3 protein-coding genes are annotated in these 23,921 nt (G+C 55.6%); 1 reads left to right on the top strand and 2 read right to left on the bottom strand.

The features are described from left to right. The first annotated feature begins 77 nt into the window (after positions 1 to 77). Positions 78 to 1,370, top strand: coding sequence for an aminopeptidase P N-terminal domain-containing protein (locus HNQ64_RS15150; protein WP_184210078.1), 1,293 nt, complete (start codon positions 78 to 80; stop codon positions 1,368 to 1,370). 106 nt (positions 1,371 to 1,476) lie between these two features. Here the strand turns inward: HNQ64_RS15150 and fbaA are convergent, their stop codons facing one another. Together fbaA and HNQ64_RS15140 are read right to left on the bottom strand one after the other, a co-directional pair. Next, on the bottom strand, positions 1,477 to 2,508 hold the full coding sequence (fbaA, locus tag HNQ64_RS15145) for a class II fructose-bisphosphate aldolase (protein WP_184210076.1): 1,032 nt from the start codon (positions 2,506 to 2,508) through the stop codon (positions 1,477 to 1,479). 160 nt (positions 2,509 to 2,668) lie between these two features. Further along, complete coding sequence (locus HNQ64_RS15140) at positions 2,669 to 23,557, bottom strand: autotransporter-associated beta strand repeat-containing protein (RefSeq protein WP_184210074.1); 20,889 nt, start codon at positions 23,555 to 23,557, stop codon at positions 2,669 to 2,671. Between the last annotated feature and the right edge of the window lie 364 nt (positions 23,558 to 23,921).

Here is a 23,921-nt window from a genome sequence, read left to right as displayed (position 1 = left end):
ACTCCTCCTACCTCATTGACACCTGGCTAGTTTGCTTGGCGCAGCGGCCATGACGTGCCAGAATATCCCCAAAATTCATGCGTTACACTCCTCTTCCCGCAGACCTCTTTGTCAGCAATCGCCAGCGTCTTTACAAACAACTGCCTCCAGGTGCCGTGGTGATTCTGCACTCGAATGATGTGCTGCCGACCAATGCCGATGGCAGCCTAGGTTTTGTCCAAAACAGCGATCTCTATCACCTCAGCGGCATTGACCAGGAGGAGAGCATCTTGGTGCTGTTCCCAGACGCCCCGGATGAGAAAATGCGTGAAATGCTTTTTGTTCGGGAAACCAATGAACACATCGCCCTCTGGGAAGGTGAAAAGCTGACCAAGGAGGCTGCCACCAGCCGCTCCGGCATCTCTCGCGTGCATTGGTTGCACGAGTTTGAGGCCCCTTTCCGCCAAGTCATGTGCCAGGCGCAACAGGTGTATTTGAACTCGAACGAGCACCCACGCGCCACCATCCCCACGGAGACGCGTGAGACTCGCTTTACCCACCGCTGCCTGCGGGAGTATCCGCTCCATGATTACCGTCGCCTAGCCCCGCTGATGCATGACCTGCGCAGCATCAAACAGGCGGCTGAAATCGAGACGCTGCAGGAAGCCATCCGCATCACCGAGGCGGGCTTCCGCCGTTTGCTGAAGTTCGTTAAACCGGGCGTTCATGAGTTTGAAATCGAGGCCGAGCTCTCTCACGAATTCATCCGCCAGCGCGCGCGCGGTTTTGCCTACACGCCCATCATCGCCAGTGGGGCCAATGCCTGCGTGCTGCACTACATCACCAATCACTGCCAATGCCAGGACGGTGAAATGCTGCTGCTGGATGTGGCTGCCAACTATGCAAATTATAATGCCGACCTCACCCGCACCATCCCTGTCAATGGTCGCTTTTCCGCGCGTCAGTGTCAGGTGTATGCAGCAGTACTGAAGGTCTTTCGTGAAGCTTCGCAGATGCTACGCCCGGGTGTGGTGATCCGTGAATTTCAAGAGGAAGTGGGCAAAGTGATGACCTCCGAGCTCATCGGCCTGGGCCTACTGGATCGGGACGATGTGGAGAAGCAGGATCCCGAACGCCCGCTTTATAAAAAGTATTTCCCCCATGGCACCAGCCATCACCTGGGCATTGATGTGCATGATGTAGGCCAGACCTGGAAACCCATCCAAGCAGGCATGGTCTTCACCGTGGAGCCCGGCATTTACATCCGCGAAGAAGGCCTGGGCATCCGCCTGGAAAATAACCTCCTCATCGGTAGCGATCGCAACACCGACCTCATGGCCAGCATCCCCATTGAGGCCGATGAAATCGAGGACCTTATGGCGACGCGTTGATGTTTCACGCCACCTCAGCGTGTAGTGACTGCTCGACTGTCGTGGCCCATCACAAAAAAGCCGGGAGGAGAAATCTCCCCCCGGCTTTCAAGATGTTTTGGAAGGATTAAACCTTGCCGAAGATGGTGTTGCCCGTGCTTAGCAGGTCGTCGCAGGCTTCCTTCATGCGTTCGCAGAGGCCCTGTTCACCCTTCTTGAGGTAACCGCGGGGATCGTAGGCTTTTTTGTCGCCCACTTCGCCATCAATCTTCAGCACGCCATCATAGTTCTTCATGATGTGGCCTACGATGGGGCGGGTGAAGGCATACTGGGTGTCCGTATCAATGTTCATCTTGATGACGCCATAGCCCAAAGTCTCGCGGATTTCTTCCAGCGGGGTGCCGCTGCCGCCGTGGAAAACGAGGTCCATCTCGGCCTTCTCGCCGTATTTGCCGATGACGGCAGCCTGGCCATCCTTGAGAATGGTGGGCTTCAGCTTCACCGCACCTGGCTTGTAGGCACCGTGGACATTGCCAAAGGTGGCGGCGAACATGAAGCGCCCCACGCCATTGAGCGTCTCATACACGGTCAGCATGTCTTCGGGGGTGGTGTAGAGCTTGTCATTGGCCACACCGGAGGTGTCGTGACCGTCTTCTTCACCACCGACCACACCCGCTTCGATCTCGAGGATGATGTCCAGTTCTGCACACTGCTGGAGCAGTTCCTTGGAGATGCGCATGTTCTCTTCCAGAGGCAGCTCGGAACCATCGAACATGTGGCTGTTGAAAAGGTTGCCCTTGCCAGCATCGCGACGGGCCTTGGTAGCGGCCAAGAGTGGCTTCAGGAATTTCTCGACGTTCTTCGGATGGCAATGATCCGTGTGGAGGGCAATAAGGACATCATACTTCTCGGCCAGGATGTGCACGGCCTCAGCCAGCACGATGGCCCCCAGGGCCATGTCTTTCACCGCAGTGCCGGATGCGAACTCACCGCCACCCGTGGAAACCTGGATGATGCCGTCCGACTTCGATTCGGCAAAGGCCTTCAGCGCACCGTTGATGGTGGGCAGGGAGGTCACATTGATGGCCGGGTAGGCGTAACCGCCTTTCTGGGCGGCATCGAGCATGGCACGGTATTGGGCAGGTGTAGCGACGGGCATTTCGAGGTGTGTTGTGGGTTTAGCAGTCTCGAAGGGAGCAAGAATGATGCCCGGCGCAAGCTTGGGTTACCGCAGATAGTCTCCCCACTTCCCCTACCCTGGGTCTCACTATAAAAAAAAGGCCACCTGCCGGAGCAGGTGGCCTCTTTTCAGCACTGACTTATTGCAGCGGCTCGAAAACGAAGCGGCCGGAATAGAACGGCGAGGTTTTGTCCGTGGTGCCAGCAGCCTGGTTAGGCAACTGTGGCAGCAGGAAGTAACCCACCCCGATCAGCTGACCTTCCTCACGGATGATCACGCCCTGGAATTTCACGGCACGGGTGATGAAATCAGGCTTCAGCGGGAAGCGAGGGTTGAAATCCTTCGTGGTGAAGGAACCACTGAGAAGCCCTGTCTTAGGCACCGCCGTCATGGCTGTTTTGGTGACATTAGCCGCCACATTTTCCTTCAAGATGGTCACTTTACTGCCCTTGATGACCGCAACATTCACGTCGGGGTTCATGGAAACATAGTTCTGACCAAAGGAGGTGTAGGCGTAGTTCAAGTCACCGCCGTTGAAGAAGTCAATGGAGGCATTGTTTACCGGCACCAGAGGTTCTGGGATATCCAGCACCACCTTGCCAGCGGCAGGAGCATCGTAACGCCCGCCGATCGCAACGATCGGCACTGGAGTGCTGACGGGAGCACTGGCGACGCCGAATCCTGCGCGGAAGGTACGATCCGTCACCTTCGTGCTGGCTGGGCGCACCCAGGTCGCTGAACCATCCAGGGTATTGTTTGAGTTCAGCAGATCGGTATCGTCCTTGTCGTCAATGCGGAACTGACCGAGCACGGAGCCGCCGGGCTTCAGGGCTTTATACTGGTATTGGAACACAGCGAGCTCACCGTCTGGACCCACAAAGGTCGCATTGGTGAAGGCTTCACCATCCGCCATTTTGCCGACCATGCTCAGCTTGCCATCGGCTGCGACGGTGAAGGCGGCGTAGCCTGCCCCCAGAGGAACTGTGGCGGAGCCGTTTTCATTCATCAGCGGGCTGTCATCACTGAGGCCAAGCGCCATCGTGTAGTAACCTGTGTAGGTCGAGGCAGGCACCGTTTTGCTGAAGATCTGGCGCCAGCCATCAAAGCCCACCGTGCTGGAGCCATCGGTGATGGTACCTTCTGTGATGGTGTTGTTGGCAGGGTCCAGCACAAAGTCCAGACGCAGTGGATCCGGCAGCGGATTGCCCGTGCGCTTGATAAAGACAGAGCCCGTGGGCGCAGCGCCATTCACATTCAGCGGCCCGCTGAAGCTGTAAGTCGTCGCACCCAGGATCAGCTTACCCGTGTAGGTCGCCTTGGTCGTCACCGTGAGTTCCACACGGCCACCCAAGCCTGCACCCAGGACGGGGTGACGATCCACCAAACCGACCCAGGCACCTGGGATGGTCAGCATCAGATCATTGACAACGATCGTGCCCGTCGCAGTCACCTTGCCGATCTTATTCGCCAATGTAACGACGACATTGTAGCCACCCACTTTCGTTGCCGTAGGCTTGCCCGTGATACGGCCAGAAATCGGATCAATCTTCAGGCCTGGAGGCAGACCTGTTGCGGTGATCTTGTCTGGAGATTTGGCTTCGTCCGCACGATTCACAGGCACCGTAAAGTCGTAGTCGCGACCGATGAGACCCGTATCAAAGTTAATGGTCGTTGCACCACCGACGAACTGAGGCGCTTCGGTAAACACACGCAGATCGTACTCACTGCCGATGACTGGAGGACCGACCGGACCAGAGATTTCACAACGGTAGATGTCACTGTCAGCGACAGCCGCCTTCGCGATCTTCATGACGCGAGTTTCGATGCCCGTCGTTCCCGCTGGGAAGGTAAGCACCTCATACTCTTCAGGGCCCATTTCGTCATCTTCCGTGCCTTCGACTTCATCTGGACCTGGGCCGATTACGACCGTGCGAGTGGAGTAACGCTTCCATTTGTAGGTAAGCGGGGTCTTAGGCCCAGCACCCACCAGGGCGGTGAAGGTGGCTGGTGCTCCCACTCCCACTGGCAGGTAGCGGCTGCCACTGTCCACCACGACCACTTCGGCCGGGGTCAGCGGTGCGATGGCATTGCTGGTCTTACCGACCGAGTTGGACACTTCTACGATGTAAGTGCCACCCTGTGCGACGGTCGAAACGGCTGTCGAGATATCGGCCGAGGTCGCGTTCGCGACGACCACATTGTTTCTCTTCCAGGCGTAACGCAGGACTGGGCGTCCACGTGCGATGACTTTCAGATCCAAGGGCTGTCCAGCCAGCACGGTCTGGGAACGTGGTGCCGTGCGGATCTCAGGCTGTGGAGCCTGCAAGGTAAGCTGCACCGGAGTGCTAGTCGCCGTGCTGGCCACCGAACCGCCCACTGTCGAGGTGATCGTCACCGTGTAATTCCCTTCGGAGATCAACTGCGCATTTGGAAGGGTCAGGAAGGACCGCGTTTCATTGGGGATGTTAAACCCATTGCGCTTCCACTGGTAAGTCAGGGTACCGCCACCCAGGTGAGTCACATCAAAGCGGATGTCCTGGCCCACATAGGTATCGGCAGGAGACACGGTGACCACCACATTGGAGATTGGGTCCACCACATCCAGGAAGGCCTCTGCACTGGTGTCACTGCCAGCGATGTTGGTGACGACTACGTAGTAGTAGCCTTCGTCTTCTTCATCGATATTGGTCAGAGCAAGAGATTCCGAATTCGCGCCTTCGATCGCTACATCATCTTTGTACCATTGGTAATCAAAACCAGGCTGGCCATTCGGTTTGGTCGCTTCACCGGAAACGGTTACGGAGAAGGTGCGGCTACCGCCTGGGGCCACAGGAGCGACGACATTGTTAAAGGTGATATCCGGCACGTCTTCCACCATCACGGTGATAAGGTTATTCACCGAAGAGAGTGTGGTGCCACCTTCATTGGTCACTGCCAGACGGTAAACACCCTTGCTATTGAAGCTAGCTGGGAATGTAAACGTCGGAGAGGTCGATCCAGGAGCATTCACAGGCAGGCCATTGAGCAACCACTGATAACGCAGGTTCTCTGGAGCCCCGTCCGTGGTTGCCAGAGCACTCAAGGTGACCAGGGTGCCAGGTGCCAACTTCACCGTTTGGCTCTGGTTGGTCTGTGGCTGCTGCGTGATGATCGGAGGTGAGATGGACTGCACAGCGGTGTCAGACTCCACCACCATCACAATGCCGTAGTCATTGAAGAGGCTGACGTCCCAGAGAAGGTTACCCCCCAAGGCAAACAAAATGAGGTCCAGGCCTAAAAGCTCGGATTCACCACCCGAACGAAGGACGGGTCCGACATTGATATCGCCCACATAACCTGCCCCTTTAAAGAGACGGAAGACATCGCCAGCTTTTGGCGTATAACCATCATTCTGGACGGTGATCTTCATGCCTGGAGCCCAATTGATGCTTCCCGTAGCTGTGAGCATGTCGTGCTGGGCGGTGGTGACCAAGTTGTTAAGTGCGCTGGAGAACTGGTCTGTCACCACGTTGTCGCGCCAGAAACCATAGTTGGTGTCTGTAGCGGTGAGAGCGCCAGGGTTGTTGTAGGTGGCATTGCGCAGTTGGAAGAGCGCATTCGAGCCGCTGGCGAAGATGGCGTCACCACTCACAGCCAGAGTACCAATGGTGTTACCACCCATGTCACCCGCTTTCAACGTGCCGCCAGCAGCCACGGTCAGTTTGCCCTGGATGATCCCGGTTCCGGCGATGGTGCCGCCATTGAGGACCTGTGTCATGAGGGTCAGTGCATTGCCTGCAGTCGGGCTGGTGCCCGTATCGCCGATGCCATTGCGGCCCACCTGGAGAATACCGGCCTGGACGGTCGTGGTGCCAGAGTAGTCATTGTCCAAGCTCAGGGTAGCCCAGCCATTGCCTGCTTTGGTGATGCTGAGAGCCGCACTCTTCTGCTGAGTATTTGCCCCTGGAGCAAAGAAGAGGCTATTCAGCGTGCCGTCACGAATGAAGGCATCCCACGAGGCTTCATAACTCACTGGTGTGGTCTGGCTGATGGTGAGGGTAGCCGCCGTAGCAGAGGCGTTTTCGATGATTTCAGAGCTGCCCACGCTTGTGGTGGAGGCCGTGCCGACATCACCATAGAAGGCTCCCACACCACCCTGGGTGGTGAGGTTACCGATCGTCACATTCTGCCCACCTGCCTGGAGAATGCTATTGAAGCTCATCGTGACATCATTCGCAGCCGTCAGCGCTTTCTGATTGCCGAAGCGGAGGATGGCCGTGTTGTCGTGGTTATAAGAGGCATTGGTACCGATGGTGATATCACCCGTCCACGCGCTGTTGTCGCCATTCAGCACAGCGTAACCGTAACCACGAACGAGGTTTGGGGAGCCATTGAGACCGCCATCGGCGTCATCCGTCTGGATCACCAAGTTACCGCTGGTGGTCGTACCGTCACGGAAGTTACCGTTGAAGTTCACATAAGACTGCTCGCCCCCGGTGGCGTTGTTGGTATCACGGATCAGCAGGATGAGGCTGTCATTCAGGGTGATGTCCCCATTGTAGCTGACCAAGTTACCGTTGGCGATGCCATCAATGCCGAGGCGCTTGGTCTGAGCCGGGTTGTAAACGACATCAATGTCATGGTTGATGTCGAACTCCCACCCTTGGTTATTTGTGTCAGGGCTAAGGATAAGCAACTCCGCTGTGCCTTGGCGATCAGTGGAGCCCAGCGTGATGGTCTTGCCAGAGGCATAACCACGGCCCAGGACATCTGCTTGGTTCGCTGCATAAACGAGGCCCTGCTTGATGACGAGATTTCCGGTCCAGTCAGGAACGTTGGCACGGAACTCAAGGCGGCCCTGACCATCTTTGACGATATCGCCAGATCCGGTAAGATAACCCGAGCCGTTGTTCAAGCGAAGGACTGAGCTTGGTACCACGTCAAAGGTAGTAGTTCCTTTGACATCAAGGACACCATTCAAATTCAGCGGGCGGCGAACGCCCAGGTTGAACTGGCTTGAATTCAGGGTCGCGGCGATAGGAGCGTTGATGTCCAGCAGGCCACCGTAGGTGAAGGTGTTATTTCCTTCGAAGGTGAAGAACTCATCAATGTTCCAGTCCCCACCGTTGTTGCCGTTCCCAAGGAAGGCCTGAAGGTTGGCTCCAGAACGTAGGATGGTGCCATCTGCCCAGGAACGGTTGGATCCCAGCACGGTCGTAGTGCCAGTTCCAGCATTGCCCGTGTCGGCCATGACGACGAGGCTGCCTTCACGCACATCCATCAGACCCTGGAACGTCGCATTGTTGCCCAGCAAGGTGAGCGAGCCTGCGCCCATTTTGATCAAGTCACCCCGGAAGATTTCCTGAGAGATAAGGGCACCTTGGGTGCTGGCCAGTTCATGGCCGATCACAAGATTGCCATACGAATTCACCACATCAATCACACCACCGCCGCCATGGAGAGCGACTCCCCGATTATCCAGAGAACCAATGCCGCCCGTCCAGCGCAAGGAACCTCCATTGAGAACTAGGCGGCTGTTCGTCAGGCTAGAAGGGTTCACACCCAGAGCTGAAGTATCGGAGATTTCGAGCACCGCCCCGTTCACGTAGGTAGAGCCGCGATAAGTGTTGTTACCCGTCAGCTTAACAACACCGGTCGTGCCAAACTGGCCAGGTGCCGTAGTGGCAGGACCAGCGATGGTCAGGTTGGTCGTGCTGCTTGGCGTAGCCTCAGAGATCGTAGAACCGATATTCAAGGTGCCTTTGCCATACTGGTGAAGAATGATTTCCGGAGTAGCAGTGTTAAGTGCCACCGAAGCATTCGTCGCCGTGGCATTCGCGGAAAGGGTGATGGAGTTGCCAATGATGGCTGTGATGAAGGTACCCGCAGGGATGCCGGAACCGGTAACTGGCATGCCCACCGTCAGATTCGCCGTCGAAGACACATTGGTGATCACGTTGCTATTTACCGTGGTGCCACCGGTGTAGTTGGCATTGAAGGCATTGATGGAGCCGCCATTGATCGTCTTGTTCGAAGACCCAGTATTGCTGCTGACGAGGATACCCCCGGCGATGCCGTCGCCAGACAGAGTCAAGGCCTGCCCGCCCCCGATGGTGACCAGGCTATCTGCAGCCGTATCGAAACGGACGGTGTTGAGGATCTTGGTACCCGTCAGGGCACCAAAGAAGCCAGCAGCGCCATTTTCAGAAACATCCATCCCTGTCTGCCAGGCGCTCACATCATTCAGGTATTCACCCGCCACACGATTGATGGCCTTCACGCGGTTGCCCGCGCCGGAATCTGCCATGGCAAAATCAAGAGCCTCACGCGCCGTGTTGCCGTAGGTGGCCCAGGAGATGATCCGGTTACGCACCGCTGCGTTGGCAAAGTTATTGAAGTTCAGGTTGATGATCCCGTTGCCATTGCCGGTGATGGCTTCCACGAAGTTCAACGTGGAGCCCACATCGCGCGTCAAGTTAGAGCGGTTGTTGTTCGCATTGGTATTGCCGACGTTCACCGTCATCACACGTGTGCCACGGCCTTCAGCGATGAGTTCGGTGCTACCCGGACGAAGTTGCAGGGTGTTATCCGCACCGCTGTTCGAGGCATAACCGATGGTGGTAGCGGCTGCGAGATTCGACTGCGCGTGTACCACCCCACCGCTAAAGCGGGCGTTCAGGGTGCCAACGCGAGCGACGTTTTGACCGCTGTGATCCAGAACCAACGTTCCCCCAGCGATTTCGAAGCTGGAGTCTGATGCCGTGGCATTCGTGGAGTTCTGCAGCACCACGGTACCGCGGCCCACTTTCAAGAAGCTCAGGTTATCAGGGAAAGTTCCAGGGTTACCCGTCAGGCGCTGATCAAAGACCACAGTGCCTCCGGCTGCGGAGTAGAGACGGAGAGCAATGCTACCGATGGATAAGTTACCCGTGGCAGTAGAGCTACCGTAACGCACTTCACCCGACTCGTTAAGTCCACCCACCCACTTCAGGCCCGAGCCCGTGGCAGTCCAAGATGCCATGTTAAAGACCTGACCAGGTTTAGTTAGGAACAATGAGCTGGTGCCGTTGTTTGCCGTGGTGCCAAGAACAAAACCCTGCTGGGTAGTGCCACCATTTACCGCGAAGGTAGTGGTGTTTGAATCTGCATTCGGGATCTTGGAAATCGCGGAATTCGTATAGAAACCCGAGCCATCCAGAGTTGGATCAGCAGGGTCATAATTCACCAGGACGTTGCCCTGGATCACCGTCAGACGACCTGCAGCATTGTACTGCTTGTCCATGACAAAGTTCGAATCCCCTGCGCCGGAGAAATTGACCCGGAGCACCTCATTCTCGTTCGTGCGGGTGCCCGCCACGGTGGGCAGAGTCGAGATGCGATCTGCAATGGGTAGAGCATTGCCGTTAGCATCTCCCCGGTCTCCAAACTGGCCACGGAAGTGATACACGTTGTTACCCGCCGCTTCAAATTGGACGATACGAGAATCAATGGCTAGCACATCGTTGGTGACGGCCGTCGCACCGCCGTAAATGTTACCGTTGATAATCGCAGTCGCAGCATTGTCTGTGCGGACGAGGGGGGTGAAGAGCACCTGCCCAGCAGCATCCACGTTATCAATGATCAAGTTGGAGTACCAATTGGTAAGATCATTGTCCACACGCATTACATACTGGTTCGCCTGCAGAGCCTTCACGAGGAAGTTTTCATAGGCTGTCGGGGTACCCACCTGGATGCCACCACCGGAGTTCAGGGTGCCGATGCCTTCAATGACCACACCATTGCCAGCACCACCTGCGCCCAGGGCCTGACGCCCGCTGCGGAGGAAAAGGCTACCATTGCTGACAGTGGTAATGCCAGAGTAGGTATTGCGTCCATCCAGCACTACCTGAGCAATACCGGTCTTTAACAATCCACCCGAACCGGCAATGCCAGAGCGGATTTCCAAGTTACCTGTGGCTACCACACCATCGGTCGAACGAATGATGGCGTTCTGATTATTGATAATCGCTTCGCGATTGCCGAAGTTCAGCGTACCACCGGCGATCAACGTGTGAGTGCCGTTGTTCTGGTTGTTACCCGTGGTGAAATAACCACTGCTGATCATGCCAGAGTTGATGTTCAGCGTGCCATCCACATAGAGTTGGAGGACGTGTGCATCAATCACGCTGGTCAAAGTGGTGCGGTCATTGATGGGGGTGCCCGTCAGGCCATCGCCATTGTTGTCAGCCAGAGGGCCAAAACGCAGAGAGTTGATGGAGGTATTATCCCGGACGATGGCAAAGGCATCGCTCAGATTCACGTTCTGGTTCAGAGAGCCATTCGGCGTATTGTCCAGAAGACCGTTGGTCGGGGTGTAATACTCAGAGTCATCCAGAGGACGCAGGATCTTCGTGACCGAGTCATAAGTCATGAAGTGGGAAGCGGTGATGAACTGCTGGTTGCGACCCTGGTTATAGTAATCCGAAGCGCTGGCGTTGTTGTAACCGAACTGACGAACGTCGCTCAGGTATTGATGAGGCATGATGCCACCTAGAAGACCGATGACGACGTTTTTATCTGTTACAGAGGCGGTGCTGCTATTGCTGTCACCGGACTGTGCCAAGGTGCCCAGAGTGTTGAGCGTAATACGCACACTTTCAGGTCCGGTCGTCGTGCCAAACTTAGAGGTTGAGTCCAGGTTATTGAACTGCAAGACAGCTCCAGAGCTACGTGTGATCTCGCCAATCGTGAGATTGATCGCGGTATTGGCCCCATCCGTAGGCATGATGTCAAAGATGTTGGAGCCAGAACGCACGTTGATCTTCGCGCCATCAAGAGTGGCCAAAGATTCGGAGTTGTTGCTGGTGCCACCGATGAGCTTCAGCCAGCCGTGGTCGAAGTTGATGCTGGCTGAGTTGTTGATACGGTCGTTGTTATTACCACCTACGACACCCGCACCACTGCTGGCATCCAGGCGGTTGGTATTGTCCAGGGTGATCAAACCACGACGCTGAAGATTGATGTTCTGAGTGCCAGAGAGGCGGCCATTGGAACCAGAAAGCGTGACGCCCCATTCAGCCCAGGCTTCAGCATCCCCGAGGGTCTGGTAGTCCACACCGTTGATGTTTTGAAGGTTATCCTGCCAAGCCACCGCTGCGGTGATGAAACGCAGAACGTTGACATTGCCAGAGAAGGTGTTGTTAGCCGTCAAACGAAGTTCGCGAGCACCCGTTTTGGTGAACCCACCCGTGCCCACGAGGGGGCCATTGATGACGAGTTTGGACTGGATGGTACCCGTCAGGTTCCCTTGCTCTCCGAGAGTCTGCTGAATGGCACTTGCATCAATGTGGAACACGTTGCGGTCCGCATCTCCCTTCAGGGTGATGGTGCCCGTGAGGTAGGTGCGAGGGTTCGGGATGGTGGCATCGTTCCCCATGTCAATGTAGTTGACGCCCAAATTGGTTTTGGCTAGCTCACCATCCAGGGTGATGTTCACACTGTGGCTCGTGTTCCAGTTACGGTAGAAATTCAACCGAGCGCCCACATTCGGACCCACGCCCAGGGAAGAGTTGGTGTGGTCAGCCAAAGTAGCGCCGCCGTAACCAACCGTGATGCCGTTCGTCACGTTGCTGGTGGTGAGACCATTGAAGTTTGCATTCGAGCCGGCTTCCTGCTCGATACGGAAAGTGCCTTCACGGACATTGATAGAGTTAAGTGCGCTGGTGAAGTTTGGGTCGCGGAAGGTCACGCCGACGCCGTTGGCATCATTGGCCGTAGAACTTCCCAAAATGACCAAGTCAGCATTTTTACCGTCAATCACCGACTGAGTGCGAGTGAGGTTGCCAGCAAAGTTAGAACCAACGTTCTCATTGGTATCAAACGGAGCCACCACCAAGCGGGAACTATTCACAAAACCGCCGCCACTCAAGGTGGTATTGCCATCGAAAACCACCGAGGAAACCACTCCAAGACCACTGGTGTTTTTCAAAGCACCAAGGTTATTGAAACCAGCTCCATTCACACGGATGACTTCACGCGTGAGGGATGGATCGTCAGCAAAGTTCAAGGCCTGGCCACGAAGGTCAAGAGAGGCACCTGACTGCACGATGGTTTCATTACCCACGCCCGTAGCCCCGAGCGCACGAGCATTGCCCAGGCGCACCTCACCACCGGCGATGATGACCTGACCGAGCAAAGCCGGATTGGTATTTGGAACGCTGGTACCCGGTGTCGTTCCAGGGAGGAGATCCTGCATCTGGTTTGCACTCAGGTTCAGGATCCCATTACCCGTCTTGGTAAAGCCATTGCTACCACGAATGAGACCCGTAAGGGTCAGCGCCTGACTGGTGCCCACATTCACAGCCAGACCTGCGGTGGTGGTATTTTGCAGAGTCAGGATGCCCGAAATCGTCGCACTGGAATTGGTTGCGCCATTGTTTGTGACGGTGAACAAAGCACCTTCTTTAAAGGTGATACGCTCGGCAAAACTCTGGTTGGAACCGTTGATATCGAGACGACCGCCAGATTCGATGGTGGTAATGCCGCGAAGGTTTCCAAGTGCGTTGTTGTTACCGCGGATCCGCAGGACACCGCCCTGAACAAGGATGTCTCCCACCCAGTTGCCGTTGTCAGCACTGAGATTCAGGATGGATTGATTGGTCGCAGCCAAATGCAGGGTGCCGCCACCGCTCATGGTTCCGAGTGCGAACTCAAGATTGGAATTCGCCACATTCAGGCGCAGCGTCGCCCCATCAGCCATGCTGAGAGCATTGTTACCGCCACCTAAGCGGGCTGCGCTCGTTGCAGCAGTGCCGTCGCCCACTTGAACGATCCCCTGCTGGATGTTGACACGGCCAGTGTAGCTATTAGCAGCATTCAGAACCAGTGTTCCCGTGCCAGTCTTAGTCAGAGCTTGGGCGTTGGTGTTGTTAGCGATGACTGCATTGATGGTCAGAAGACCAGATCCGTAATGGTGGATGATGGTATCCAAACCCGCAGTGTTGCCAGAGCGACGGAGGCTGCCAGCGCTACCATCAATGACGATGTTGTCCGTGATGTTTTTAGTGACCAGAATGCCCCCTGTTTCCAGAGAAAGAATGCCAGCCAAGTTCAGGGTGGTGGTGCCGCCATTGTTCGTATTGAAACGAAGGGTGTGCGTGGTGGCATTGGCCGCTGCATTGACAGAGGCACTGGTGATGTCCGTATTCGCATTCGCAGCAAAGGTATTGGCGCTGTAGCTCGCCAGAGCATTGATGAGAATGTTTGTGCCGGACGCAGCGGACACAGCCCAGTTGGTGCGATCAATCGTAGCGTAAGCACCGCTCAGGGTGTTGGTGCCGGTATTTGCCAAGATGCCACCACTGGAGTTCACCGTGCTGGTCGTAGCGATACCCGCCGCGCTGAAATCAATGGTACCAAATTCGTTGATATTGTTAGCAGCAGCGCGGGTGATGAGGCCCATCTGAAGGACGGAGGTGCCACCATTGCGGATGACACGGTTCGCCCCATTGTTCAGAGTGGTAGCTGCGACAATTTCCGTATGGCTACCGCCCGAAAGAACCAAAGTACCGCCTGCGAAAGCGGGCTGGTAGGTCTGCCCGCCCACATCATTGTCAGCACCAAGACCAGTAGTGATGCCAGCACTTCCACTGGCACCCGAGAAGCCTAGCTCCAGGTTGCTGCCGCTCGCATCTGCCAGCTTGCTGCTGTTTGTGCCGCCTGCTGTGGTGTCATAGTTCAGGATCAGGGTGCCACCAGCGACGTTGGTGGTGCCGGTGAAGGTATTGTTTCCGCTGAACATCAGAGTTCCACGGTCAAACTTAATGAGGCGGGAAGTGCCGACAGAACCTGTGATGGCGCTGGTGATATTGAGAGTTGCACCTTCGTTCACCCCAACACGGAAATTGGCGTTGGAGCCGCCGAGGGCCATGGCGCCATTCCAGGTATTGATGCCAGAGGCTGCCACCAGAGTGCCGTCACTGACGGTATTGGTCAGGCCCTGAGTAATGGTCAATCCACCGCGGAGCTGCAAACCTGTGCCTGCACCACCCGCCAGGGAGATGGCCCCGGTGCCGAGTGCTGCAGAATTGGTGATGGCCAAGGTGCCGCCACTGATGGTGGTGGTGCCTGTGTAGGTGTTGGCATTGGTAAGGACCCACATACCACCGTCCACCTTGCTGAGGGAAGTAATGCCGGTGCCATTGTTGGAGAGCAAAGGCGCAAACGTATTATCGGAAACCGTGCCGCCGCGCAGAGTCAGTGTCTGGTTGGTATTGGAGGTGACGAAAGCGATAGCTCCTGGATTTGTGAAGCTCATGGCAGGTGCGAAGTCGCCAAACACCTGGCCATCTCCCCAGATAGCCCCAGCACCAGCGCCTGCCCCCAGGGTGAAGAGGCGATCGGTGGATTGATTGTTCGAGCCCAACCAGCGCAGACCACCACCACCAGTGCCGTTATCCAGCACTAAGTTTGATGCAGAGCTGGATGCCGCGCCAATCCCACTCGCCTGACCGCCATTGGCCAAGAAGAAGATGTTGATGCGGTTGCTTACCTGGTTGGTCACATTGTTGATGATGCGAGTCGGCCCGGCATAGGTGTTCAGGTTCGTGAAGGTCGTGTCTCGGGCATTGCCATCGTTGTTGGTGCGAACAAATCCACCGTTGCCGGTGACCTGTCCGTTGTAGGTCTGCGTGGCGTTGCGCACGGTCAGCAATTGGCCAGCGGCGATGTCCACCGTGGTGCCGACATTCCCCTGCAAACCACCGATGGTTTCTGACTGAAGTACACGCACAGTCGCGCCGCCTACGGAGGAGCCATCAGAACCAGCATTGCTGAGGTTGATAATGCCGTTGTCAAACACAGCCAATCCACCTGAAAGTTCGAGGACCCCACGTGCAACGGTGGTAGTGCCTTCATAAGTATTGGCCCCTGCCAGTCTCCAGGTTCCAGGGCCTTCCTTCAAGATCCCCACCGTGTTACCACCCGTCGTCAGAGTGTCTGAAATGACGCCATTGATGGTGTTGGTTCCAGTGTTGGTGCCATCCAAGATCCAGTTACGGTTACCGCTGTCTCCAGCAGTGAAGGTCCCATTAAAGACAAGCACTTTGTTGCCATTGTTGACCAACTCACCATTCCCAGGGTTGGTGGTGCTGTTATAGGGCTGCACAAACCTGATGTTAGTCCCAAAAGTAGCGGTGCCAACATTCGGGTCATTGAAGACGATGCTGCCCGTGGATCCCAATCCTGAAGCTGCGCCTAAGTTATCACCCCCACCAAAAACATCGAACTTACGACCATCGAAGTTACCCGTTCCAAGAGAGATGACACGAGTGGTGGTCATGTCACCGAACACGCTGCTAGCGGCATTTCCAGAACCAAGATTTCCGGCAAGCTCCAAGACGCCGAGATCCACAGTCACGTTGCCACTGAAGTTATTAGCAGCATTGGTCAAGATCCAGCGGCCAAGGCCGTTCATGTCGGTGTTACCAGCAGCTTGGTTGACCACCAGGGAAATAACGTTGCTGCTTTCGTCAATCATACCGTTGACGGTGTTGCCAATGGTTTGGCCTTGAAGATGCAGAGTCTTGTTTCCTGGGCTGGTGATGCTGATAGGCCCATCCAAGATAAGGGCTCCTTTTCCGCTGCCAGCAATGCGGACCACACTGGCACCACCGCTCAAGTTGATGCCGCGATCTGTAGATTCGCCAGGCCCCATGTATTCCAGACGGGTTTCACCGGTGCCACCTGCAACGCCTAGATTGACATTGTAATTTGTGCCCAAAGAACCTGCTGTGCCTGTGGCGGGAAGGCTATTGATACGAACTGTGGTCTGCTGGTTCGTGCTGCCGATGTTGGCTGCCGTCGAAAGGTCATTGGTGCCGAAAAGCCCCAACCAAGCAGCGCCACCATTGGCAGTGAGATTGAGCGTACCATCTCCGGTGAAGTTACCATAGCTTCCCATTGCCACCGCATCATCCAGAGTGAGCGCGGCACCATTGTTCAACCGCACGGTTGATCCACTCAGTAACCCCAAAGCTCCTGTGATTTCATCGTAATTAAACTGGAGTTCCGCGCCACGGGCCAAGTAGAAGTCATTGTCGTCATTGAGTCCCAAGCCTAAGGTCTGTCCAACAGCAGGGGCATTGTCCACAATGACGGTGCCAGAGCGGATGAAGTTAGAGGAGTTAAAGGTATTGATCCCTTTGAGGGTGATGGTGCCAGCACTTCTAAAAGTGTAGTTACCACCACCGCTGATGACACCCCACAGATCTTGGCTGTGAGCGGCGTTAGAATTGGCAAAAACCATGAAGCCGTTGTTCACGATGTTCAGGGCATTGGTTTCTCCATCGTTGATGACGCCCGCGACGGTCATTTTACCACCACCTTCCGTTTGCAAGAATGCACGCTGGGTGCCGATGCCGTGCGGGCCAGCGGTGATGCTGCCTTTCAACTCAATGGAACCGAGGCTGAAACGGTTGAACCCTGCGGCGCGAGGCGTGGCCCCTTCCAAAAATGGATTGATGGTGATGTTATTGGCGATCTGGACGCTTTTCAGCAAGTGATAACGCAACCAGCTGTCGCCACCGTTTCCGGCCTGGATCGTGACACTGCCAGTGCCGATGGACCCCGTGTAAGTATCCATCCCCACACGAAGGTTTGCTACGCTGTTGAGCACCCCCACCACACCGTTCCCACCCACGGTCGTGGTGCCTGTATAATCATTATCCTGGGTCAAAAAGACCGTGTTACGTGCCTGCGTGTAATTCCCGGAGCCAGTGATTTTAGTGCCAAAGACAAGCTGGGAGTTGTTGGTATTTGTGATGACTCCGCTGCTGGCGGCATTGGTGGTGATGACACCACGCCCAACCCAACCTGGAGTGTTGTTGCCAACCTGAAGAGAAGTATTGGCATTCACATTGACGTTGCCGATCTGGTTATTGGCATTCGTCAAAATGACTTTGCCTCCCGTTGAACCATTGCCAGAAATCGTCAATGTGCTGCCGGGGTATGCGGTCACAAGACCTGCGAGGACGAGATCTGAGTTCGAGTCTGGAGCCACCAGAGTGCTGGAGGAAGTGAGAGTCAGAGAACCCGAAAGAGTGGATGCCCCGATGGCTGAGGAGAGGGTGCCGCCTTCTAGAACAACAGATTCCGGGCTATTGATACCACGAAGTTCTAGAATACCGCTCGGCGCCACGCTGGTCAGACCTGAGGTGGAACCCAAGGCGCGATCTGAGCCAACCGAGAGTTTACCTCCAAGGACCTGAGTCGGCCCCGTGTAAGTGCTGTTTGAGCCTCTAAGGATGACCGTGCCGGTGTTCATTTTACGCAGGGCCCCCGTTCCGATGATGTCATTGATCACTTCATAGGTGTCATTGGCTCCAGCACGATTGAAGGAGAGGTATCCAAAGTTTTGGATGGCAAAACTGCCGCTGATGTTTCCAAGCGAACCCTGCCCCCCACCCTCAGCGGAGGCCAACTCCAAAACCCCAGCCAGGATGCTGGTTTGGCCGCTGTATGAGTTGGGCTGAGTCAAAATCAAAGTCCCCTGACCAACCTTGGTGAGGCGAGTGGCCTGAACGTTATCCACAATCGGCGCATTGATAGTGAAAGTGCCGCGAGTGTTGTGCTGGTGAACGATCAGTTCACGGCGGACACGGAAACCGCTGTCGCCACCCGTGATGGATGCACTGGCCTCTAGCCCTGTGATGCTCACATTGTTAGGTCCTACATTCGGAGTGATAAGGATACCACCGGACTGAATGCGGGTGGCGGCAGTACCACTCTCCCCACCGATGAAAAGATCTACCAATGCAGGCGCGTTGAAACGCAAGGAACCAATGGTGCCTGCCACAGCGAACTCCGCATTCGCAAGGTTGACATCCATGTTGTTATTATTCGCTAAAGCAAAGTCCGTCGTATAGGCGGTGTAACCATTGATAGGCACATTGGCACCATTAGGCTTGGCCCAGGTAACGACAGGGTTGCCATTGGCATCCACCGCATGATAGGTGGCATAACCTCCCAAAATACCATTTTGGGCTGTCACTGAGGTGGAAGCCGAAGCTCCGCGAATTTGGAGAACCCCACCACCGGAGCCAGGGTTAATTCCACTCGGGAGGGTAAGCGTATCACGGTTGATGGCGTTCAACTGCAATCTTGCCGCAGGAGCATTTAACTGAGTCGAAATGGAAGTGACACCACTGCCGATGGTCGTAGAAGCGATGGTCTGGCCGGTGCTGCCGCTGAGGAAAATATTTCCGCCATTCAAAACGAGTGCTCCAGGCAGAAGGTCCTGAGCCGTAGTGCCGTAATCAAGGTAAAGCGCCGAATTGGTATTTAAGGTGGTATTGCCCAAGTAGGACTGCGGTGTAGTCAGGCGAATACTTCCTCCAGGAGCCAGGGTGAGGCCACCCAAACCCGTAATATTGCCACTCCAGGCATTTTCTGCTACGCCACCGACTGGCGCTGCGCTGAGTGTCAGTGTGTGACCAGAGGCGATGGTCACAGTGCCATTGCCGGACAACGAGCCGATAACATCTGATTCCCGGGCAAATAACTCGCCCGTGCCAGTCACCGTCACATTGAGCCGATCTCCAAGAGTTCCATCCACACGGTTCAGGGTGACTTTGCCACCAGAGATGTTGAGAGAACCTGTTTGATTAAGGTTATTGTCACCTGTCAAGATCCAGCCGTCTGTGGAACTCACCTGATTTTGAGTGGCCTGAACGTTGATGGTGCCTAAACCGTCAAAAATCCCGCTGAAAGTACCCGACACGCCACCAGGCTGGGTGTTAATGGTGAGGCTGCCCCCACGCATGAAGACTGTGCGTCCACCACCTTCAAAAGAGGTACTGAGGGAGGCGAGAGTTTGAGAAGCTCCATTCAGATCAAACACAACACTGCGATTGGCAGCACCGCCATTGCCAGCCACGAGGTTTAGGGCCGTCGTGGAAGGTAAGCTACCGTAACCACCGGAAGCCAGAGAGCCCACGCCTGAACTGGTCCCGTAAGCACCTAGGCGCAGGGTATTCGTGGTATTTGCAGCAGCAGCCGCTTCCACGGAAGTGAAACCTGAGTAGGTGTTATCACCCAGCAATTCGAGGGTATTTGCTCCCCCTTTCACCAGATTTCCGGTGCCTGTAACGGCACCGCCAAAACGAAAGACGGCATTGGCCGTCGGGCTGTCCAGAGTCAGGTTAGGGATGGACTGATCTGTCGTGATGGCATCCGTTAAACGGACTTCACCACCCGTCGCGCCTAAATAAGCCCCGCCCAAAGCACCCAGGGTGCCGTTGGCGTAAGTCGTGACGGCACCACGGCCACCGCCGACCAGTGAAGTCACTGTTTGTGAGACATTGGCATTGAGCTCAAGATAGGCACCAGGTTTGTTGCTGATGGCCACGCGAGCAGCACTGTTCAGTCCCTCGGTCCCGGTAATGGCTAACCCACCGGATTCCACACGAATGGTTCCACGCATGGATCCCGTGCGGTCACTTTGCCAGGTCAATTTACCATCGCCTTCCTTCACGAAGACGGATGCAGCATCTCCTAAAATGGTGCCTTTGAAGGTGGAGGTTGTATTATTTCCGCCCACAGCCAAAAGAGCGTGAACGTTCGTCCCGGAAAGGTTGATGGTGCTGATATTGGTAGCACTCACCCCACCACCGATAGAACCGATACGTTCATAAATCAAAGCTGCAGCCACGTTGTCAGCAAAGTTCAAGGTGGTCGAATTCGTATCGCTGAAGACTAGAGACGCTTGATCGCCGACGATATCCTGCGTCCAGTTGCGCCCACCTGTGGTGACGCCGCCCACTTGGAGGGTCCCCTCGCTGATGGTCATGGTGCCGCTCAAGGTGTTGTTAGCCGCCAGAACGGTGCGGCCAGTGCCAGCTTTGGTCCAGTTACCCTCGCCCTCAAGGACGCCTGACATCTCACCTGCGGTTCCAAAGGTCAGCAACTGATTGGAGAAATCTGCACCCAAGGTGCGGTTCACCAAAATCTGGTCTCCTGCCAGAATCTGCGTGATGTAAACGCCCGCTGGCAAGCCGGCACCGGTGACGGACATGCCGACGCGAAGATTTGCCGCAGCGTCGATGCTTCCAAGCTGGATGACGCGAGTGTCTGTATCTCCTGCCCCTGAAATGAACACGCTGCCAGAGGCAGACTGAGTGGTGGTCAAAGTCGCACCGGAAGCGACCTTCACCGTGGTGCCAGGGCCACTATTCAGAGAGCCGAGGGACTGAGAGGCATTCACTTCCAGACGTGCATTGAGGCCACTGAGAGTGACAGGGAGCGTGCTGGCAAGGGTGTTACCGCCTGTGCGATCCAAGACCAAAGTACCACGATTGATTTCGAGACCGCCCGTAAAGGTATTCGCACCACTGAGGGTCATGACCCCATTGCCAGTTTTCACCAGGGAACCTGCGCCAGAGATCGCGCCTGCGTAAGTGGTTGAAGTGCCGTTGCCACCCACCGTCAAGCGGCCTGCGCCCAGGTTCACGTTACCACCAGTGCCGCCACCGCCACTGAGGGAGCCGATGGTTTCGGTCTTGCCATTCAAAATGAAATCCACACCGCTCGTATTGGCCAAAGTGAGGGCGGTAAGGTCGGGAAGAACTTCCACCAGAGCTGAGGAGGAAATGATGAGGTCACCGCCATTGACGGTGGTCGAACCATTGTAAGCATTGCCACCAGCCAGCTCCCAATTGTTGGAACCTGCTTTGATGATGTTCCCTTTGCCCGCACCCGTGGTGCCACTCATGCCGATGACGCCTCGGATGATGTTTGTCGCGCCGCCATTGTCAATGAAGGTCAGATTCGTATCAGCGACGCCAGAGGTCATCACCAGACGGCTACCTTCTGCACTGGTGAACGAATTGAAACTCTGGGTAACTCCTGTGGCCAGTTGGAGAGTGGAACCCTGCCCATTGAGGGAGACCGAGGGAGAAGCGTTCAGACTGCCGCCGACTTTCATTTGCAGCATGCCGTTCCCCTGGATTGTGATGGTCGTGGCAGCGGTGAGGTTAGCAGGCTGGAGAATACCGCCAGCCTGAACAGTCACATTCGTCGTCGCTAAACCCGAGGTACTGAGCAAACCTTCGTTGACGGACAGCGGGCCCGTAAAGGTTTGGTTGGTGGTGAAGGTTTGGGTGCCTGCGCCTTCCTTGATGACGCCGCCCGTGCCAGAAATCACACCCGCATAGCTGAGGGCGTCATTTTCCAGGTTCTGCAGAGTGAGCGTGCCCGATCCCAAGGAGACACTGCCCCCCGTGGTGCCGCCGCCTGCGAGGCCGCGAATGGTGTTATTAAAGCCTGCAAGGTCCAAAATGGCCGTGGCCACGTTGGCAAACTGGAAACGTGAATTGGCAGAAAAAGCCCCTGCTTTACCAGCGCGAAGGGTGCCTGCATCAATCAAAGTGCTGCCGAAATAGGTATTGGCAACGGTCGGATTAAGGATCAAAACGCCCGTATTCAGCTTCTGGAGTGTGTGGCGGAGGGCATCTGTGCCTGCGGCACCCGTGATGTTCCCGGTGATGGTGTCCGTGGTAGTGGTGTTCCAGCGCAGACTCCCGGTGTTATCCGCACCTGAGTTGCCGTAGATTTCAATGTTTCCTGCTTTATTGATGGCTCCAGCATTCCCGATGGTGAGACGGCCATTGGCCACGGTGGTGGTGCCAGTGTAAGTGGATGCCGTGCCGCTGAGAACAAGGTCTGAAGCACCTGCTTTCACCAGATTCACCACATCTGCACCGTTGTTTACGATGTTGGAGCTGATGGTCATGGTGTTCTGGGACTGCCAGATGTAAAGGCTATCCGCAGTGCCATTCGCCGTGCCGCCAGCGGTCAAACTACCTCCAGAGATGGTGGTGGCATTGTTATCATTTTTCAGAATACCGCCTGAGGCGATGTTCAGTGTGGTGCCTGCATTTTGGGTGAGGTTGAAGGCACCGGTGTTAAATTTCAGAGAATTGATCGTGCCCGTGGTCGCTGCGGTCACAGCGCCAGTGACGCGCACGTTATCCGTCGCAAGGGGAGCCGTCCAGGCACCCGTGCGGTCCACGTAGGTAGCCAAAGCAGTGATGGTGCTGGCCCCGTTACCGACAGCCCAATCTGTGTTGTTCACCACAGCCCAACCACCGAGGATGCCATTCGTATTAGCTTGGCTGGTCGTCACGAAGCCTGCGGCACCGATGTTCAGCAAGGCAGCAGGGCTGCTACGGGTGATCGCGCCGACATTGAGAGAGGCAGTGGTGCCGCCACGAATAATCTGGTTCAGGCCTGAGCCCAGATTCAAGCCGGTTACGGCCTGTGTGAAGGTGGCGCTACCTTGAACCGTGACTGCTCCGCGATTCAGATTCAGGCTGCTGCCGCTGGCAATGCGGTTGGCAGCGCTGGTATAATCGAGAATCAACGCCGAGTTATTTACGGTGGTGGCTCCCGTGAAGGTGTTGGCTCCGCCGAGGTTCACGGTGCCGCCCAGGCCATTGAGCCCAGGGTTGATGGTCAGGCCCGTGTTAGTACCGGTGATGTTAGATGTCACCTGCAGGGTGCGCCCTTGAGCGACACTCCAAGTCGCGGCGGCTGCACTGTCCAGCGCCAGAGTCAAAACACCCCCTGTGTTGTTGTTAATTACCAAATTCTGGGTGGCGCGAGACATGTCAATGCCTGCGGAACCAATGCGCAGCGTCTGGTTTTGGCTGGCGTTATTTTGGATCGTCAAAGCCCCAGCAGGGTTCCAAATCTGCAACCCCTGAATAGACAAAATGCTGTTGGCAATGCTGGAAACACGGAAGGTGGAAGCAGCCGTGATGTCGTTTTTAAACAACAAAATATCCGAGGCTGTAGGCTCGGCATTGTTCGCATAATGAGCGACTGGCAGCACCACGGTCGGAGACAAAAAGGTGTTTGAGCCACTGTTTGATTTTACCAAAACCTCACCATTGCTCTGCAAGGTCCAGCAAAGGTTGCAGGCGAGCATCAATACCGTCACAGGCAGACGCAAACGATGGCGCATCGTGTGCATCATCTGCTCAGAGATATTGAGCTGCGGATGGGATTTTTTCATATGAGTGGCAGGTAAAGAGTTCAGTTGCTTCCCAAGTGAGACAGCCGGGAAATGCTGACCGGGTTACAACTTTGCGTAAAATTCGTAATTCGTTGAGAACCAGCACCCTGAACAAAGTCTTTGAGACTTAATTCAGCCTCAAAACAGCCCATTTCACGACGTAAATGCCGTGAAGATGACCTGCAAAGGAGGGTTGGAGGCAGGGAAATCACCGATTTTTAGATTATTGACCATGTAATCACAAAGTCATGTCAGTCTCCAAGCACAATCTTTTCACTTCCTCCGAATTCCTCCAAATTGGCCGCTTTAAAGCTACAAAGGAATCTCAGACCTGAACTTTGGGGCTTTCTTTAGCCTGATACAA

The organism is Prosthecobacter dejongeii, assembly GCF_014203045.1.
Classification (GTDB): Bacteria; Verrucomicrobiota; Verrucomicrobiia; order Verrucomicrobiales; family Verrucomicrobiaceae; genus Prosthecobacter; species Prosthecobacter dejongeii.
The sequence above is the reverse complement of the archived record's forward strand: the minus strand, read 5'-3'. Positions and strand labels throughout refer to the sequence as shown.

What these genes read in the sequence shown, in the direction of transcription:
- HNQ64_RS15150 (WP_184210078.1), top strand. Translation starts at nt 78, where the DNA reads ATGCGTTACACTCCTCTTCCCGCAGACCTCTTTGTCAGCAATCGCCAG.
- fbaA (WP_184210076.1), bottom strand. Translation starts at nt 2,508, where the DNA reads ATGCCCGTCGCTACACCTGCCCAATACCGTGCCATGCTCGATGCCGCC.
- HNQ64_RS15140 (WP_184210074.1), bottom strand. Translation starts at nt 23,557, where the DNA reads ATGAAAAAATCCCATCCGCAGCTCAATATCTCTGAGCAGATGATGCAC.